This is a genomic window from Pseudooceanicola nitratireducens (assembly GCF_900109195.1).
GTDB lineage: Bacteria > Pseudomonadota > Alphaproteobacteria > Rhodobacterales > Rhodobacteraceae > Pseudooceanicola > Pseudooceanicola nitratireducens.
The window spans coordinates 1118326-1135519 of sequence record NZ_FNZG01000001.1; the positions used below are offsets into that span (position 1 = coordinate 1118326).

Annotated in this window: 14 protein-coding genes; 6 read left to right on the plus strand and 8 right to left on the minus strand. The window is 67.2% G+C overall.

Annotated features, from left to right (window positions below; translation table 11 throughout):
• Window positions 1–76: 76 nt before the first annotated feature.
• The 4 genes from BMX99_RS05220 to BMX99_RS05235 all read left to right on the plus strand — a co-directional run bounded on the left by BMX99_RS05220 (window position 77) and on the right by BMX99_RS05235 (window position 4697).
• A complete protein-coding gene (locus tag BMX99_RS05220; RefSeq protein WP_093448067.1) occupies window positions 77–2038 on the plus strand; it encodes a heme lyase CcmF/NrfE family subunit in 1962 nt (653 codons plus the stop codon).
• Window positions 2039–2055: 17 nt separating this feature from the next.
• The gene (locus BMX99_RS05225) at window positions 2056–2514 is read left to right on the plus strand and encodes a cytochrome c-type biogenesis protein (protein ID WP_409371768.1); all 459 of its coding nucleotides are present in this window, start codon (window positions 2056–2058) and stop codon (window positions 2512–2514) included.
• A gap of 63 nt (window positions 2515–2577) precedes the next feature.
• On the plus strand, window positions 2578–3357 hold the full coding sequence (locus BMX99_RS05230) for an enoyl-CoA hydratase-related protein (protein WP_093448072.1): 780 nt from the start codon (window positions 2578–2580) through the stop codon (window positions 3355–3357).
• A 170-nt stretch (window positions 3358–3527) separates the two neighbouring features.
• On the plus strand, window positions 3528–4697 hold the full coding sequence (locus tag BMX99_RS05235; RefSeq protein ID WP_093448075.1) for a Hint domain-containing protein: 1170 nt from the start codon (window positions 3528–3530) through the stop codon (window positions 4695–4697).
• A 101-nt stretch (window positions 4698–4798) separates the two neighbouring features.
• Here BMX99_RS05235 and gltA read toward each other — a convergent pair whose 3' ends face one another.
• Window positions 4799–6094: a citrate synthase gene (gene gltA, locus BMX99_RS05240; protein WP_093448078.1), complete on the minus strand. Its 1296-nt coding sequence runs from the start codon at window positions 6092–6094 to the stop codon at window positions 4799–4801.
• Between the two features lie 86 nt (window positions 6095–6180).
• On the minus strand, window positions 6181–7581 hold the full coding sequence (gene gltX / locus BMX99_RS05245; protein WP_093448081.1) for a glutamate--tRNA ligase: 1401 nt from the start codon (window positions 7579–7581) through the stop codon (window positions 6181–6183).
• An 86-nt stretch (window positions 7582–7667) separates the two neighbouring features.
• Between gltX and BMX99_RS05250 the strand changes: the two genes are divergently transcribed.
• Window positions 7668–9737 (plus strand): ComEC/Rec2 family competence protein, encoded by a 2070-nt coding sequence (locus tag BMX99_RS05250; RefSeq protein ID WP_322788133.1) that lies wholly within the window; start codon window positions 7668–7670, stop codon window positions 9735–9737.
• Here BMX99_RS05250 and lexA read toward each other — a convergent pair.
• The 6 genes from lexA to trpD form a co-directional block, all read right to left on the minus strand.
• Entirely contained in the window at window positions 9731–10432 is a 702-nt protein-coding gene (gene lexA / locus BMX99_RS05255) for a transcriptional repressor LexA (RefSeq protein ID WP_093448084.1), read from the minus strand. The genes BMX99_RS05250 and lexA overlap by 7 nt on opposite strands.
• 160 nt (window positions 10433–10592) lie before the next feature.
• On the minus strand, window positions 10593–11777 hold the full coding sequence (locus tag BMX99_RS05260; protein ID WP_093448087.1) for a molybdopterin molybdotransferase MoeA: 1185 nt from the start codon (window positions 11775–11777) through the stop codon (window positions 10593–10595).
• Window positions 11774–12280, minus strand: a complete 507-nt coding sequence (gene moaC / locus BMX99_RS05265; protein ID WP_093448090.1) for a cyclic pyranopterin monophosphate synthase MoaC — start codon at window positions 12278–12280, stop codon at window positions 11774–11776. The genes BMX99_RS05260 and moaC overlap by 4 nt, the downstream gene beginning before the upstream one ends.
• Before the next feature lie 48 nt (window positions 12281–12328).
• Entirely contained in the window at window positions 12329–13153 is an 825-nt protein-coding gene (gene trpC / locus BMX99_RS05270) for an indole-3-glycerol phosphate synthase TrpC (RefSeq protein ID WP_093448093.1), read from the minus strand.
• Complete coding sequence (locus tag BMX99_RS05275; protein ID WP_093448096.1) at window positions 13150–13803, minus strand: uracil-DNA glycosylase; 654 nt, start codon at window positions 13801–13803, stop codon at window positions 13150–13152. The genes trpC and BMX99_RS05275 overlap by 4 nt, the downstream gene beginning before the upstream one ends.
• 2 nt (window positions 13804–13805) lie before the next feature.
• Window positions 13806–14834, minus strand: a complete 1029-nt coding sequence (trpD, locus tag BMX99_RS05280; RefSeq protein ID WP_093448098.1) for an anthranilate phosphoribosyltransferase — start codon at window positions 14832–14834, stop codon at window positions 13806–13808.
• A gap of 473 nt (window positions 14835–15307) precedes the next feature.
• Between trpD and BMX99_RS05285 the strand changes: the two genes are divergently transcribed.
• Complete coding sequence (locus tag BMX99_RS05285; protein ID WP_139199435.1) at window positions 15308–17131, plus strand: divergent polysaccharide deacetylase family protein; 1824 nt, start codon at window positions 15308–15310, stop codon at window positions 17129–17131.
• The last annotated feature ends 63 nt before the right edge of the window (window positions 17132–17194 follow it).

A 17194-nucleotide genomic window follows, 5' to 3' on the forward strand; every position in this document is an offset into this window, starting at 1 on the left:
ACCCCCGCGACAATGTGATCCGGCCCGGATGCGCGAAGTCGTTGGCGCAGCGCGGGGACAGGCCTATAACCGGGGCATGGTTACTGAACTCGGTCACTTCGCCCTTATCCTCGCGCTCTTCGTGGCGCTGATCCAGACAATCGTTCCGCTTGTGGGGGCGCATAAGCGCTGGCCCGGCTGGATGGCCGTGGCCGAACCCGCGGCCAATGCGCAATTCCTGCTGGTGGCCTTTTCATTTGCGGCGCTGACCCATGCCTTCGTGACCTCGGATTTCACGCTGCGGCTGGTGGTCGAGAATTCCCATTCCCTCAAGCCGATGCTCTACAAGGTCACGGGCGTCTGGGGGAACCACGAGGGGTCGATGCTGCTGTGGATCCTGATCCTGGCGCTTTTCGGGGCCTCGGCCGCCTGGTTCGGAGGCGCGCTGCCTCCGGCGCTTCGGGCGCGGGTGCTGGCGGTGCAGGGCGGGATCGGCCTGGCCTTCCTGGCGTTTCTCCTGTTCACCTCGAACCCCTTCCTGCGTATGGCCATGCCGCCGCTGGACGGGCGCGACCTGAACCCTCTGCTGCAGGATCCCGGCCTGGCCTTCCATCCGCCCTTCCTTTACCTCGGCTACGTGGGGCTTTCGATGGCCTTCAGCTTTGCCGTGGCCGCCCTGATCGAGGGGCGCGTGGACGCCGCCTGGGGCAGATGGGTGCGGCCCTGGACCCTGGCGGCCTGGATCTTCCTGACCATCGGCATCGCCCTGGGATCGTGGTGGGCCTATTACGAACTGGGCTGGGGCGGGTTCTGGTTCTGGGACCCGGTGGAAAACGCCTCGTTCATGCCCTGGCTGATCGCGGCGGCGCTGCTGCATTCCGCCATCGTGGTGGAAAAACGCGAAAGCCTGAAAAGCTGGACCATCCTTCTGGCCATCGTCGCCTTTGGCTTTTCGCTGATTGGTGCCTTCATTACGCGCTCGGGTATCATCACATCGGTGCATGCCTTCGCGACGGACCCGGAGCGCGGCGTCTTCCTTCTGGCGATCACGGCGCTGTTCATGGGCGGGGCGCTGACGCTGTTCGCGGCGCGGGCCGAGGTTCTGTCGTCCAAGGGTGTCTTCGCCATGCTCAGCCGCGAAAGCCTGCTGGTGCTGAACAACATCCTTCTGGCGGTCGCGGCCTTTGTGGTCTTTGTCGGCACCATCTGGCCGCTGGTCAGTGAACTGTTGTTCGACCGCAAGCTGTCCGTGGGTGAGCCGTTTTTCAACCTGGCCTTCACGCCCTTCTTCGTGGCCCTGGGCGCGGCGCTGCCCATTGGCGCGATGATGCCCTGGAAACGCGCCAAGGCGGGCCGGGTGCTGCGCAAGCTGCTGCCGGCGGCGGTGCTGGCGATTGCCGTTCTGGCGCTGGTCTATGCGCTTCAGACCGGGCGGTCGGCGCTTGGGCCCGTGGGGCTGATGCTGGCGACCTGGCTGGTCGTCGGCGCGCTGACCGATCTTTGGGCGCGCAAGGGCAACAGCCCCCTGTCGCGGCTGCTTCGGCTGCAACGGTCTGACTATGGCCGGGTCATCGCCCATGCCGGCCTTGGGGTCACCATCGCCGGTATCGCCGGGCTGCTGGCCTGGCAAAGCGAAGACATCCGCGTCATGCAGGAAGGCGAGAGCCTGACCCTGGCGGGCTATGACATCACCCTGCAATCGGTCGAGCGCGTGCAGGGGCCCAACTATATCTCGACCACGGGTCAGGTGCTTCTGTCGAGGAACGGCCAAAACATCGCGACGCTGACGCCCGAGAAACGCTTCTACCCCGTGGCGCGCATGCCCACGACCGAGGCCGGGATCGACAATGGTTTCCTGCGCGACGTCTACGTGGTGATCGGCGATCCACAGGACGGCGGCGGCTGGGCCTTCCGGTCCTATGTCAAGCCTCTGGCCAACTGGATCTGGGGCGGGGCCATCCTCATGGCCCTGGGCGGGGCGTTTTCGCTGTCGGACCGGCGCTATCGCGTGGCCGCAGGGGCGCGCAAGACCAACGTGCAGGGGGTGCCCGCGGAATGAAGGACCTTTTGCGACAGATGGGGCGGGCCGCCGTTTTGGCCATTTTGCTTGGCATGACCCTGGCCCCGCAATCCGCCCTGGCCGTGCAGCCGGACGAAATCCTTGACGACCCGGTTCTGGAACAACGCGCGCGGGACCTGTCCAAAGGCCTGCGCTGCCTGGTCTGCCGGAACGAGAACATCGACGACAGCAATGCCGAACTGGCCCGCGACCTGCGTCTTCTGGTGCGTGAACGGCTGGTGGCGGGCGATACCGACGACGAGGCGATCGATTTCATCACCGACCGCTACGGCGAATACGTCCTGCTGAACCCGCGCACCGGCGGGTCAAACTGGGTGCTTTGGGCGGCGGGGCCTGTGATGCTGATCACAGGTCTGGGTATCGGGCTGATCTACCTGCGCCGCCGGTCCCGCGCGACCGAAACCGCACTTAGCCAGGATGAAGAAGCCCGGTTGAAGGAAATTCTTGACCGCTGACGCAATGTTTCCCTTGCGCCCCTGCTGCCCAGACAGTGATCTACCGGCGAAGAGGAGACGCCCATGACGGACTATCAAACCATCACCAGCGAGATCACTGGCGGCAAGGCCGTGATCCGCCTGAACCGCCCCGACAAGTACAACGCGCTGACCAGCCAGATGCGGGCCGAGCTGACGGATGCCATCCGCACCGCCGAAGGCAAGGCGCGGGTGATCGTGCTGACGGGCAACGGCCCCGCCTTCTGTTCCGGCCAGGATCTGAGCGACGGCACCAATATCGCCGACCCGGACCTGGAACGCGTTCTGCGCGACGAATACCAGCCGCTGGTGCGCGCCATTGACGAGGCCCGCGTGCCGGTGATCGCCGCCGTCAACGGCCCCGCCGCCGGGGCAGGCGCAAACATCGCCCTGGGCTGCGACGTCGTGATCGCCACCGAAAGCGCCTATTTCCTGCAGGCCTTCAGCCGCATCGGCCTGATCCCCGACGCCGGTGGCACCTATTGGCTGCCACGCTCGGTCGGTGGCCCCAAGGCCATGGGGGCCGCGCTGTTCGCCGACAAGATCACCGCCCGCCAGGCCGACGACTGGGGCATGATTTGGGAAGCCGTGCCGGATACCGTTTTCGAGGCGACATGGAACGCGCGGGCCGACCACCTGGCCAATGGCCCGACGGCGGCCTATGCGATGATCAAGCAGACCATCCGCCAGAACTGGGGCAACGACCTGACCGGCCAGCTGGACCTGGAAGGCAAGCTTCAGGGCAAGGCCGGCCAAAGCCGCGACTTCAAGGAAGGCGTCATGGCCTTTCTGGAAAAGCGCGCCCCCAAGTACGAAGGCCGCTGACGCAGATACCCGAGTGTTTTAATCAAAATGGTTGAATTTAGGCTGTCTTTCCCATTGGAAAGGCAGTCTTTTTTTCGTATTCGCCACAGTTTCGCCCTAGGCCTTACCAAAGACCGCCCGTTTATACCTGCATACACGTGTTTGCGTAAATCAATGGGCGGCTTTGGGCGATGGCGACCAATGTCACAATCTCAACCCTCTATCTCGGGACCTTCGCGGATCTCGATACCTTCGAGGGTGACAACGACATGGAGAACCCGGGGGCCCTGATTGGCACCTACGGGTCCGTCGGCGCGCCGCTGTACAAGGACCGCACCGATGTCGTCACCAACAGCCCCCTGGACGGCTTTGGCAGCGACACGAATGACGCGCTGACGGCGGATCATTCCGACACCGGCACCCCGGACACGATCAGTTACGACCTGGGCGGCGGGCCGGTGGTCAGCCAGGTCGACAGCATGGCGCTGGTCACGGGCACGGTCACCTTCGCCGACGGCGCGACCCTGACCGACAATTTCGTGGTCTTCCAGGATCAGACCGGCGCGCTGTTCCTGACGATCTACGACAGCCAGGCGACGCTGGACGACAAGGGGGTCACCAGTTTCTCGATCAGCAGCGTCAACAGCACGGGCTATGACGGGCTTTCCCAGACCACGCGCGATGAGCTGAACTTTGTCGCCTGTTTCACCGATGACGCGATGATCCTGACGCCGCAGGGCATGGTGCCGATCACCGCGCTGAAGACCGGCGACATGGTGATGACCCGTGACCACGGGCCCCAGCCGATCCGCTGGATCGGCGGCACCACGATCCCCCGCGCCACGCTTGAGGCGCGGCCGCAGCTGCGCCCCTTTCGGATCAAGGCCGATTGCTTCGGGCCGGGCATGCCGTTGCGCGACATCACTCTGTCGCCGCAGCACCGGGTACTGATCGGCGGCCCCCTGATGCGCAACATGTTCGACCAGTCCGAGATGCTGATCGCCGTGAAGCACCTGGAGAAGCTCCGCCGCGTGCAGCAGCCCCGGGTGAAGGGCGACGTGACCTATCGCCATATCCTGTTTGACCGGCACGAGGTGATCTATGCCAACGGCCTGCAGACCGAGAGCCTGTTGATCGGGGACGAGGCGCGCCGCAAGCTGCCCCGCGCCCTGCTGGAGGAAATCGACACGCTGGTGCCGCAGATTTCGCAAAGCCCGGCCGCGCAGCCGCCCGCACGGGTGCTGGCACGCGGGCATCAGGCGCGCCTGCTGACCGAACGGCTGCGCCGCCGCCGCGCCCATGGGCGCAGTCATGACGGCAGCGCCATCGCGCCCTCGGCCCCCGGTGTTGCGGGCGAATGACCCTGTGAACCTGCGGTCGCGCCGCCCCCTTCTTTCCTGACATCCGCGCAAAGAAAAACCGCCGGGGCAGGGCCCGGCGGTTTCATCAGTCTGATCAGACCTTAGCGCTTTTCGACGTCGACATAGTCGCGCTGCGTCGCGCCGGTATAAAGCTGACGCGGACGGCCGATCTTCATCGCCGGATCTTCGATCATCTCTTTCCACTGCGAAATCCAGCCGACGGTGCGCGACAGCGCGAAGATCGGCGTGAACATCGAAGTCGGGAAGCCCATGGCTTCAAGGATGATGCCCGAATAGAAGTCCACGTTCGGGAACAGCTTCTTCTCGGCAAAGTAGGGATCGGCCAGGGCCTGCTGTTCCAGTTCCTTCGCGGTGGCGAGGATCGGGTTGTTTTCCACACCCAGCAGGTCCAGCACTTCGTCCGCGGATTGCTTCATCACCGTCGCGCGGGGATCGAAGTTCTTGTAGACGCGGTGGCCAAAGCCCATCAGGCGGAACGGATCGTTCTTGTCCTTGGCGCGGGCGATAAATTCGGGAATGCGATCGGGCGTGCCGATTTCCTTCAGCATCTCCAGGCAGGCCTGGTTTGCGCCGCCATGGGACGGACCCCAGAGACAGGCGATACCGGCAGCGATACAGGCAAACGGGTTCGCCCCCGAAGAGGACGCCAGACGCACGGTCGAGGTCGAGGCGTTCTGTTCATGGTCCGCATGCAGCGTGAAGATCCGGTCCATCGCGCGGCTCAGGATCGGGTCGACCTGGTAATCCTCGGCCGGGACGCTGAAGCACATGCGCAGGAAGTTGGACGCATAGTCCAGATCGTTGCGCGGGTACACGAAGGGCTGACCCACGGTGTACTTGTAGGCCATGGCGGCGATCGTCGGCATCTTGGCGATCAGGCGGATCGTCGCGACCTCACGCTGCCAGGGATCCGAGATGTCGGTGCTGTCGTGGTAGAAGGCGGACATCGCGCCGACCACGCCCACCATGATCGCCATCGGGTGCGCATCGCGGCGGAACCCGGTGAAGAAGCGGTGCATCTGTTCGTGCACCATGGTGTGATTGGTCACGCGGCTTTCGAAGTCTTCCAGCTGTGCGGCGGACGGCAGTTCACCGTAAAGCAGCAGGTAGCAGACTTCGAGGAAATGCGACTGGCCGGCCAGCTGGTCGATCGGGTAGCCCCGGTGCAGCAGCACGCCCGCTTCGCCGTCGATATAGGTGATCGTGCTTTCGCAGGACGCGGTCGAGGTGAAGCCCGGGTCATAGGTGAACACGTCGGCCTGACCATAGAGCTTGCGGATGTCCAGGACATCGGGGCCCGCGCTTGGTGACAGGATCGGCAATTCATAGGTCTGCCCCTTAAGGTTCAGCGTTGCCGTTTTGTTCGTATCTGTCATACTCTTCCCTTCCTCTTGTCGCGCACGAACCAGTGCCGCACGCCCCTTCTATGGCTTCCGGGTAACCGGAACGTTACGGTCGCTGCCTAGCCGGCAGCATCCCCGATCCGGGCACAGGATTCCTCCTGTCCAAGGACCGTCATCATGTCAAAAACACTGGGTGTCGCGGCGCGTCCGGCAAGGGCTGCGCGCAGGGGACCGGCCAATTGCCCGAACTTCACTCCGCGGTCTTCGGCAAAGCTGTTCAATAGGGCCTCCAAATCCTGACGCGTCCACGTAGCATTTTGCAGGTGCGGCGTCAAATCCGACAGCATGGCCCGGGCGTCTTCACCCAGGTTCTTGGCCGCTTTCTCTTCTACCTCGATCGGCCGTTCGACCAGGCAGAAGTGAGCCTTTTCAAGAAGTTGGGGTAGGGTCTTGGCCGAGGTTTTCAGGAACGGCAAGGCCTGCGAAATTTTGTATTCCGTTGTATGCAAAAGCGGAGTTTGACCGGTCGCAGCCATGAAATCCTTCAGCTCGTTCAGCAGCGCAGCATCCTCGGCCGCGGCCATGTGCTGACCACAGATATTCTCAAGCTTCTTGAAGTCCAGACGCGCCGGGGATTTGCCGATCCCCTTCAGGTCGAACCACTCCTTCGCCTGGGCGTCGGTGAAGAATTCGTCGTCGCCGTGGCTCCAGCCCAGGCGGGTCAGGTAATTGCGCATGCCGGCGGCGATATAGCCCATGTCGCGGTATTCCTCGACACCCAGGGCCCCGTGGCGCTTGGACAGCTTCTTGCCGTCGGGGCCGTGGATCAGCGGGATATGCGCATAGGTCGGCACCGGCCAGCCCATGGCCTCGATGATGGCCATCTGGCGCGCGGCATTGTTCAGGTGGTCATCGCCCCGGATCACATGGGTCACGCCCATGTCGTGATCGTCGACCACAACCGCCAGCATATAGACCGGCGTCCCGTCCGAGCGCAGCAGCACAAGGTCGTCCAGCTGGTCGTTGCGGATGCGCACGTCGCCCTGCACCTCGTCCCGGATCACCGTCTCGCCATCGCGCGGGGCCTTCAGGCGCACCACATAGGGCGCATCGGGATGGGTCGCGGGATCGGCATCGCGCCAGGGCGATTGATACAGGGTCGAACGCCCCTCGGCCCGGGCGGCGTCGCGGAACTCCTGGATCTCGTCCTGGGTGGCGAAGCACTTGTAGGCCTTCCCGGCCTCAAGCAGCTGCAGCGCCACTTCGCGATGGCGGTCGGCACCGTCGAACTGGGACACCGCTTCGCCGTCGTAGTCCAGACCCAGCCAGTCCATCCCGGCCAGGATCGCCGCCGTCGCCTCCGGGGTCGAGCGTTCGCGGTCCGTGTCTTCGATCCGCAGCAGGAACTTGCCGCCGCGACCCCGGGCATAGAGCCAGTTGAAAAGCGCGGTACGGGCCCCGCCGATGTGAAGAAAGCCGGTCGGAGACGGCGCGAAACGGGTGACGACCTGCGTGTTCACGGGGGGAGTAACCTTTCGTTTACCGAGATGGCGCAAGCTGCGCCTGAAGTTGAGCGATCTGTATCTGGCCGCAACGGGGGTGACAAGTGCCGCGGGGGCTTCTGCACCTGGTGAACCGGGCGGCCAGCGGGGCCGCGATGATCGTGCTGAACCAGCGCGGGGCCTTGTTTCCTTGGGCTCCGGTCCTGCTGGCACTTGGCATTGCCAACTATTTTGCTTGCGCCACGGAACCCCGGGGCGGGCAGGTGGCGCTGGCCTGTGCGGGGGCTCTGGCGGCGGGCGTCCTGGCGGTGCGGTCGGGGGCCTTGGCGGGGCCGATGCTTTGGGCCGTGGCGCTGGTGCTGGCGGGCTTCTGCCTTGGGGCGCTGCGCGCGCAGGTGGTCGCCGCCCCGGTGCTGGGCTGGCGATACTACGGGCCGGTGCAGGGGCGCATCGTGATGATCGACCGCTCCGGCTCGGACGCGGTGCGGCTGACGCTGGACCGGGTGCTTCTGCCGGATGTCGACCCCGCCCGCACGCCCGACCGCGTTCGCCTGTCGCTGCATGGGGAACAGGGTGCAATGACCCCGCTGCCCGGGCTGACCGTCCAGGCCACCGCGCATCTGTCGCCCCCCGGCGGCGCGGTCGAACCGGGCGGTTTCGATTTCCAGCGCCACACCTGGTTCGCCGGTCTGGGGGCCATCGGCTATACCCGCGTGCCGGTGATGGCCCATGCCCCGCCCGAACGGGGGGCGACGCTGGTCTTCGCCGCCCGCATGGCCCTGTCGGACCGCATCCGCGCCGTGCTGCCAGGCGACACCGGGGCCTTTGCCGCCGCCATCACCGCCGGCGACCGATCCGCGCTGAGCCAGGAGGTGACCGAGACCCTGCGCCGCACCAACCTGGCGCATCTTCTGGCGATCTCGGGGCTGCACATGGGGCTGGTCACCGGCTTTGTCTTTGCCGCCCTGCGACTGGGGGGCGCGTTGTGGCGGCACGCGGCGCTGAACTGGCCGGTGCGGTCCATTGCGGCGGGGGCGGCCATCGCGGCGGGGGCGGTCTACCTGGCGCTTTCGGGGGCGGCCATCGCCACGGAACGCGCCTTTGTCATGGCCTGCGTCGCCTTCCTGGCGCTGATCGCGGGGCGCCGGGCGATTTCCCTGCGCGCCCTTGCCCTGGCGGCGCTGGTGGTGCTGATCCTCCGCCCCGAGGCGCTTTTGTCCCCTGGCTTCCAGATGTCCTTTGCCGCGACCACGGCGCTGGTGGCGGCCTTCGGTGCGCTGCGGGGGCGGGGCGGCGCCTGGCCACGCTGGACCCGGCCGGTGGTGGCGCTGCTTGTGTCCTCAAGCGTGGCGGGCTTTGCCACGGCCCCGGTCGGGGCGGCGCATTTCAACACATTCGCGCATTACGGGCTGGTGGCGAACTTGGTCGCTATGCCGGTCATGGGGCTCTTCGTGATGCCGGCCGCGGTGCTGGCGGTGCTGCTGATGCCCCTAGGGGCCGAGGCCGTCCCCCTGACGCTCATGGGGCTGGGGCTGGACTGGATCCTGCTGGTGGCGCGAAGCGTCGCTGCATGGGATGGCGCGGTCGGCAGGGTGATCGCACCTGGGCCGCTGGTATTGCCGCTTTATGCGCTAGGCGGGCTTTGGGTCATCCTGTGGCAGGGGCACTTGCGCTGGCTGGGTTTGGTGCCCCTGGTCCTGGCCGCCTGGCTCTGGTCCGGGGCGACACGGCCGCAGGTGCTGATCGAAGAGGGCGGGCAATTGGTCGGGGTCATGACGCCCTCGGGCCGCGCGCTAAGCCGGGGGCGCGGCGCCGGGTTCCCGGCCGAGGTCTGGCTGGAGAATGACGGATCCGCCCTGGATCAGGACGCGGCCTTTGCCCTCTGGCCGCCCGATCTGCCGATCCGGCATCTGACGGGCAAGAAGGCCGCCGCCGCGCTGACCTGTTCCGAGGGCGAGATCGTGGTGCTGAACCACGATCCCCCGGGCCGTCCCCCCTGCAGGGTCTTCTCGCCGAAGACCCTGCGCGACACCGGGGCGCTTGCGTTGACCCTTGCGCCGCGAGGCCTTGAAATCACGTCGGCCCGCGCAATGGCGGGCCGACGGTTGTGGAATGATAAAGACATCCGCGTCAGCCATATCTGGCGCTGGCCGGTCCAAGGTGCGGATCAATAGGTGCGGATCAGCCCGACCAGCCGGCCCTGCACCTTCACCCGGTTGTCGGGCAGCACGCGGGTCTCATAGGCGGGGTTGGCCGCCACCAGCTCGATCTGGCCGGAGCGGCGGAAAAAGCGTTTCAACGTCGCCTCCTGGTCGTCGACCAGCGCCACCACGATGTCGCCATTGTCGGCCGAGGTGGTTTCGCGCACCACAACCACGTCGCCGTCGTTGATGCCCGCGTCGATCATGGAATCCCCGCGCACTTCCAGCGCGAAATGGCTGCCCGAACCGGACAGCATCGACCCCGGCACCGCCACGTGATGCGACACCTGGTTGATTGCCTCGATCGGCACGCCGGCGGCGATCCGGCCCATCACGGGAAGCTCCAGCGCATGCACGGCCTCGACCGCCATCGTGTCGCCAAGGGGTTGTTTTGCCGTGCTCTGACCGCCTTCGATGACCTTCGGGGCAAAGCCGCTGGCCTCTCCTCCCAGGCTTTCGGGCAGCTTCACGATTTCGATCGCCCGGGCCCGATGCGCCAGGCGGCGGATGAAGCCGCGTTCCTCTAGCGCCGTGATCAGCCGGTGGATCCCGGATTTCGACCGCAGATCAAGCGCCTCTTTCATCTCGTCGAAGGAGGGCGGGACGCCATCGCGCTGCACGCGTTTGTGGATGAATTCCAGCAGGTCGAGTTGTTTCTTCGTCAGCACGGCACTACTCCCTCGCGCGGCTTTTGTTGCCGTTTGTTCTATACGTGTTCACGTTTTGTGTCAACTGCGGGGGTGCCTGGGCCGGTTTCGCCGGGGCGACGTCGGATCGGGGGCTGTCGTCAAAGGCACCGCCCGGACCCCGCCGTGCAGGCGCAGGCGGTCAAAGCGGCAGATAGTCGACCGCATCCCCGGCTTTGGCCGCAGGCGCATGGGGCGGGCGCACCAGAAGCGCGCCGGACCCGGACAGGACGGACAGAAGGGCGCTGTCCTGGCGGGCGTCGGCCAGGATGCCTTCGGGCGTGATGTGGGCGCGCATATAGTGTTCGCGCGGGCCATTCGCGGCGACATCCGCAGCCAGGACACCGCGCAGACGCGGGGCGGGGGCGGCCCCAAGCCCAAGCATGTGCCGCAGCACCGGCACGACAAACAGATGGCCGCAGACCATGGCCGAGACCGGGTTGCCCGGCAGCCCGATCATCACCGCATCGCCCAGTCGCCCCGCCATCAGCGGTTTGCCCGGCCGCATGGCGACCTTGTAGAAGGATTGCTCCATCCCGATGCCCTGCGCGGCGCGGGCCACCAGGTCGTGATCCCCGACCGACGCGCCGCCAATGGTCACGATCAGATCCGCCGGGGCAGGGCCGTCCTGTGTCAGGGCAAAAATCGTCTCGAGGCTGTCGATCCGGTCGCGGGCGATCGGAAGCAGCCGCACCTCGGCCCCGGCGGCAATGAACAGCGCCTGAAGACCGTAGGAGTTCGAGGCCACGATCTGATCCGGGCCCGGCGTCTCTCCGGGTTGGACAAGCTCATCCCCGGTGGCGATCACGGCCACGCGGGGGCGGCGGGTGACGGGCACCTGCGGAATGTTCATCGCGGCCATCAGCGCCACATCGGACGGAGAGATCAGGCGCGGGGCTTCAATCCGATCGCCGATGCGGAAATCCCCGCCGGCGGGGCGGATGTTGGTGCCCTCGCCATAGTCGCCGGTCACGGTAATGCGCGTGGCCTCTCGGGTCACGTCTTCCTGGATGACGACCCGATCAGCGCCCTGCGGGACCGGCGCGCCGGTGAAAATCCGCACTGCCTGACTGGGGCCGACCTGACCCGTGAACCCCGAACCGGCGGCGGCTTCCCCGATGACGTCGAACACGGCACCAGGCGACAGATCCGCGCCCCGCACCGCGTAGCCATCCATGGCCGATGCCGCGAAGGGCGGCTGGTCACGCCGCGCGGTGATCGCCTGGGCCAGAACCCGACCCGAGGCGCGGATCAGCGGAACATCCTCCGCCGGCAGCGGAGAGGACAGCGCAAAAAGCCGATCCAGCGCCTCGGTGACCGAGATCATGCGGGCTCTCCCCCTCTAGGGCTCGCGTCGGGGGCGGCTTCGTAACGGCCGGACTTGCCGCCGTCCTTCAGCAGGACCCGCAGCCCGCCGATCTCCATCGCCTTGTCCACGGCCTTGCACATGTCATAGACGGTCAGCGCCGCGGTCGAGGCGGCACTCAGCGCCTCCATCTCGACGCCGGTCTTGCCGGTGGTCTTGACGCTGGCTTCGATCCGCACGCCGGGCAGGGCGGCATCGGGCACCAGATCGACCGTCACCTTGGTGATCGGCAGCGGGTGACACAGCGGGATCAGGTCCGACGTCTTCTTGGCCCCCATGATCCCCGCCAGCCGCGCGATCCCCAACACGTCACCCTTCTTCGCGCTGCCGCTTTCGATCAGCGCCAGCGTGTCGGGCAACATGCGGATATGGCATTCGGCCACGGCGATGCGATCGGTGTCGGGCTTGTCCGAGACGTCGACCATATGCGCCTGTCCGGCACCGTCGAAATGCGTCAGGCTCATGATCTTCCTCTCTGTTTCAGCGATGGTTCGAGGGGTTCAAAACCCCGCTTAAAGACCCGTGCCCTGGCCCATGCCGCCCGCCGGATTGGCTAGAAGGCTGCGCGTCGCCTGTTCCACGTCTTCCTGACGCATCAGGCTTTCGCCGATCAGGAAACAGCGCGCGCCATATTGCGCCATGTCGGCCAGATCCTCGGGCGTGAACAGCCCGCTTTCGGAAATCAGGATGCGATCCTCGGGCGCGCGGCGCGACAACTCGCGGGTGGTGTCCAGCGTCGTCTCGAAGGTCTTCAGGTTGCGGTTGTTGATGCCCAGAAGCGGCGATTTCAGCTGTGTCGCGCGCTCAAGCTCTTCGGCGTTGTGCACCTCGATCAGCACGTCCATGCCCCAGTCGAAGGCGGCGGCCTCAAGCTCGGCCGCCTGTCCGTCTTCCAGCGAGGCCATGATCAGCAGGATGCAATCCGCGCCAAGCGCCCGCGCCTCGGCCACCTGGTAGGGGTCGTACATGAAATCCTTGCGCAGCACCGGCAGGTCGCAGGCCCCGCGCGCCTGCACCAGGAAGTCTTTGGCACCCTGGAAGCTGGGGGTGTCGGTCAGCACCGAAAGGCAGGTCGCCCCGCCCGCCGCATAGGCCGCCGCCAGCGTGGTCGGGTCAAAGTCTTCGCGGATCAACCCCTTGGAGGGAGAGGCTTTCTTGACCTCGGCAATCAGCCCATAGCCGCCGCGCATGGCACGGTTCAGCGCCTCGCCAAAGGGGCGGACGGGATCGGCATCGCGGGCCTCGGCCTCGACCTCCGACAGGGGCTTGGCCTCTTTGTCGGCGGCAATCTCTTCCAGCTTGTAGGCCTTGATGCGGTCCAGAACGGTTTCGGTCATGTGCTGCCTATCCAGTCGATCGGGGTGTCCCCTTGTGTCCTAAGCCAGTTGTTCACCGATGAAAATGGTCGGGAACCGAAAAATCCGCGCCGCGCCGACAGCGGTGAGGGATGGGCCGAGGCCAGGATCAGGTGGCCGTCCCCGGTGATGGCGTCGCGGAATTTCTGCGCATGACCGCCCCAGAGCACGAAGGCCCGGGGCCGGTCCGACAGCCGCGCCAGCACCTGCCGGGTCAACGCGGACCACCCCAGTTTCGCATGCGCCCCGGCCTGACCGGCGGGCACGGAGAGCGAGGAATTCAGCAGAAGCACCCCCTGGCGGGCCCAGAACCGCAGGTCGCCATTGACCGGCGCGCCGCCCAGATCGTCCTGCATTTCCTTGTAGATATTGTTCAGCGACCGGGGCAGGGGCCGCACGTCCGGTTCCACCGAAAAGGCCAGCCCATGGGCGTGGCCGGGGGTCGGATAGGGATCCTGACCCAGGATCACCACGCGGCAGGCCTCGGGCGGGCACAGGTCCAGCGCGGCAAGCCGCTGTTCCGCAGGGGGCAGGATGTCCGGCCCGGTCAGCTGCGCGGCAATCGCCGGGTAGGCATCGGAAAAGAACGGCAGATCGGCCCAGGGGCCGGGGATCGGCGGCAGGCCCGGCACGATCAGACCTTGCCTTTGCCCTTGGTGATCGCCGCCAGCCCTTCGACCTTGCGCAGCGCGGCCCCGCTGTCGATGCTTTCGCGCGCCATCTCGACACCCGTCCGCAGGTCAGAAGCCTTGCCCGAGACCACCAGCGCGGCGGCGGCATTCAGCAGCACCGCGTCGCGATAGGCCGAGGCCTCGCCCGCCAGCAGCGCCCGGAAGGCGCGGGCGTTTTCTTCCGGGGATCCGCCCAGGATCGCCTCGAACGGATGCACGGGCAGGCCGGCGTCCTCGGGGTGCAATTCAACCTCGCGGATGGTGCTGTCTTCCTCCAGCGCCGCCACCCAGGAGACGCCGCAGATCGTCAGCTCGTCCGTGCCGTCCGAACCATGCACCAGCCACGCCCGGTCCGACCCGAGCGCGGCAAGCGTTTCCGCCATCGGCCGGATCAGATCACGCGAAAACGCCCCGGTCAGCTGACGCTTGACCCCGGCGGGGTTGGTCAGCGGCCCGAGAATGTTGAACATCGTGCGGGTGCCAAGTTCCTGCCTGGCAGGCATGACGTGACGGATCGCCGGATGATGCATCGGCGCCATCATGAAGCCGATGCCGACGGTATCCAGCGCCTCTTGCACCACCTCGGGGCCGACCATGACCTCGATCCCCATATGGCTCAGCGCATCCGCCGCGCCGGATTTCGACGACAGGTTGCGGTTGCCGTGCTTGGCCACGACCACGCCCGCGCCCGCCACCACAAAGGCCGTCGCGGTGGAAATGTTCAGTGTGCCCTTGCCGTCGCCGCCGGTGCCGACGATGTCCATTGCGCCGTCGGGCGCGGTGACCGGGTTGCACTTGGCGCGCATGACGCGGGCGGCGGCGGCGTATTCCTCGACCGTTTCGCCGCGGGTGCGCAGCGCCATCAGCAGCCCGCCGATCTGTGCCGGGGTGGCCTGACCTTCGAACAGAAGGTCAAAGGCGGTCTCGGCCTCGTCGCGTGTCAGCGCCCGCTCGGGGGCGGCCGCGATCATCGGTTTCAGCGCATCGCTCATTTTTTGGTCCTTCCGCCGTCAAGTCCCGTTCAAACCGCCGCTTGGGGCGGCTTTTGCCGCCTATTCGTGGCCAAGGGGCGGTCCCGGGTCAACTGCCTCCGCCATGCCAGCCGAACGGGCCTCTGGCAAGGGGCGGTTTACGTGGTATCATGTCTGCGGGCGTGCGCAAATCGCTTTGCCGACCGGGGGTTATCCCTGCGGGTTCGGGGCTGCATTGGGGCCGCATGGAGGCGGCGGGGACCGCCCGCAAGGCAGGCGGCGCTGGCTTGCGCCCGCAGCAGGGCGGCCCTAGATGGGGCGCGGCCAATAATGACCGGGCCCGGACCGAGGAAAGGACCGGGAGCAGGCGGTGCAAAAGATGGGCCCGGGGCAGGGCCCGAAGGGGCACGGGTGCGGGGCAGGGATCCCAGGTGCGCGGGTCCCGGCAGGGGACAGGACAAGACCGGCCCGGCCGGCAGAAGGAGAGCAGAGACGTGCTACGCGGTATCATCCAGGGGGGGATCTGGGGCTTGGCCCTGGCGCTCGCCATCGGCGCGATCCTGTCGCTGTCCATTCCCTTGCACCGGTCCGGCCCGCCGACCGCCACGCTGCCCCTGGTGCCCGAGGGCGCGGCCTTTGACGATGCCCGCGCCGATCTGCCCGTCCGCCTTCCGACCCCGATCGAGGCCCCGGTCAGCCCCGAAGGGCGCGCCGTGACCCAGCCGCAGGGCCCCACGCCCGAAGACACCGCCGCGCTGGACGCCGATACCCGCACCGGGGGCGAAACGCCCGAACTGGCCGCCCCGGTCGCACCGCTGGCCGAGGCCCCGGATGCCGCGCCTTCCTCCGATGTGGCCGCCCCTACGCCGATCGCGCCGGTGTTGCCCAGCCCGCAGGCCATGACGCCCGAGGCCCCGGCAGGCGACACGCTTGCCCTGGTCGACCGCGAAACGCCACAGCCGCCCCGCGCGGCGCCCGATGCGGCGATCACCGGCTTTCCTTCGGCCGATCTGGACGACATGACGGTGACGCCCGCGCCCGACGCGCCGCCCGCCACCGCCCGCACCCCCGAGGCGCTGCCGCAGACCCCCGCCGACCCGGCGGTTCCCCCGGTGTCCACGGGGCCGGTGTCCACGGGGGATGTCCCTGCGGACAAGGCGCAGGACACGGGCGAAGAGAGCGCGCCTGCCGCGCTGGATGAGCCCGCCGGTATGGAGCAGCCCACAGAAGAGGCCAGTGCAGAGGCCAGTGATAAATCCGGCGCTGAAGCCCCTGCGGAACCAAAGGTGTCTGAGACCGCGCCCATTGAGGCCCCCAGCCCAAAGGCGATGACCGAAGCCGCCCCCGCCGACGCAGAGACCGCGGCACCGACAGCCCCCCCTTCGGCCAGCGCTGATCCTGCGCCACAACCAACTGCCCCGGACACGACGACCGAAGCCGCGCCCGCACGCCCCCGTCTGCCCACCACCGAAACGCCGATTGAACCCCAGACGGAAACCCCGGCCGAGGATCCCGTGGCCAGAAGCCTGCCCGGCACCCCCGGCATTCGCATCATCGACCGCACCGATCCCGCGCCCGAGGCCCCCGAGGTCGCCTTGACAGAGCCCACCCCGGATCCCGCCCCGGCGACGGATACCGCCCCGATCGATCGCTTCGCCGCGCCCTTCGACAACCCCGAGGGCAAGCCCATCCTGTCGATCGTCATGATCGACGATGGCACTGCCGGCATCCCGCTGCCCGACAGTTTCCCCTATCCGCTGTCCATCGCGGTGCCGGTCAGCCGCCCCGACGCGCCCGAGGCCATGCGCCGCTATCGCAACGAAGGGCACGAGGTCCTGGCCCTGGTCGACCTGCCCCGGGGCGCGACCCCGCAGGATCTTTCCGTTGCCGCGCAGGACTGGCTGGCGCGCATGGACCAGGTCGTCGCGGTGATGGAGGCCCCCTCCGCAGAGGGCACCTCGGCCCTGCAGGCGGGGCGTGCGATCGGGGAACAGCTGGCCTCGATCCTCGAGACCTCGGGTCATGGGGTGCTGCTTTATCCCCAGGGGCTCGACACCACCCGCAAGCTGGCCAGCCGCAAGGGCGTGCCAGCCGCGACTATCTTCCGCGACCTTGATGCCGAAGGGCAGAATGCATCCGTCATCCGGCGGTTCCTGGACAATTCCGCCTTCAAGGCCGGGGTCGAGGGCAGCGTGATCCTGGTCACCCGCCTGCGCCCTGACACGATCGAGGCGCTGCTGATCTGGGGGCTGGCCGACCGCGCCAGCCGCGTGGCCCTGGCCCCGGTGTCGCATGCGCTGAAGGCCGCCGCCCCCTGATCTGCACAGGCCTGGCCCCCGGGCACGAACGGGACGCCTTCGCCCCAGATCGGGGCGCAGGGC

Bases quoted from the DNA above. Each gene is read 5' to 3' on its own strand.
- BMX99_RS05220 (WP_093448067.1), top strand. From the start codon at position 77: ATGGTTACTGAACTCGGTCACTTCGCCCTTATCCTCGCGCTCTTCGTG.
- BMX99_RS05225 (WP_409371768.1), top strand. From the start codon at position 2,056: ATGGGGCGGGCCGCCGTTTTGGCCATTTTGCTTGGCATGACCCTGGCC.
- BMX99_RS05230 (WP_093448072.1), top strand. From the start codon at position 2,578: ATGACGGACTATCAAACCATCACCAGCGAGATCACTGGCGGCAAGGCC.
- BMX99_RS05235 (WP_093448075.1), top strand. From the start codon at position 3,528: ATGGCGACCAATGTCACAATCTCAACCCTCTATCTCGGGACCTTCGCG.
- gltA (WP_093448078.1), bottom strand. From the start codon at position 6,094: ATGACAGATACGAACAAAACGGCAACGCTGAACCTTAAGGGGCAGACC.
- BMX99_RS05260 (WP_093448087.1), bottom strand. From the start codon at position 11,777: ATGATCTCGGTCACCGAGGCGCTGGATCGGCTTTTTGCGCTGTCCTCT.
- moaC (WP_093448090.1), bottom strand. From the start codon at position 12,280: ATGAGCCTGACGCATTTCGACGGTGCCGGACAGGCGCATATGGTCGAC.
- trpC (WP_093448093.1), bottom strand. From the start codon at position 13,153: ATGACCGAAACCGTTCTGGACCGCATCAAGGCCTACAAGCTGGAAGAG.
- trpD (WP_093448098.1), bottom strand. From the start codon at position 14,834: ATGAGCGATGCGCTGAAACCGATGATCGCGGCCGCCCCCGAGCGGGCG.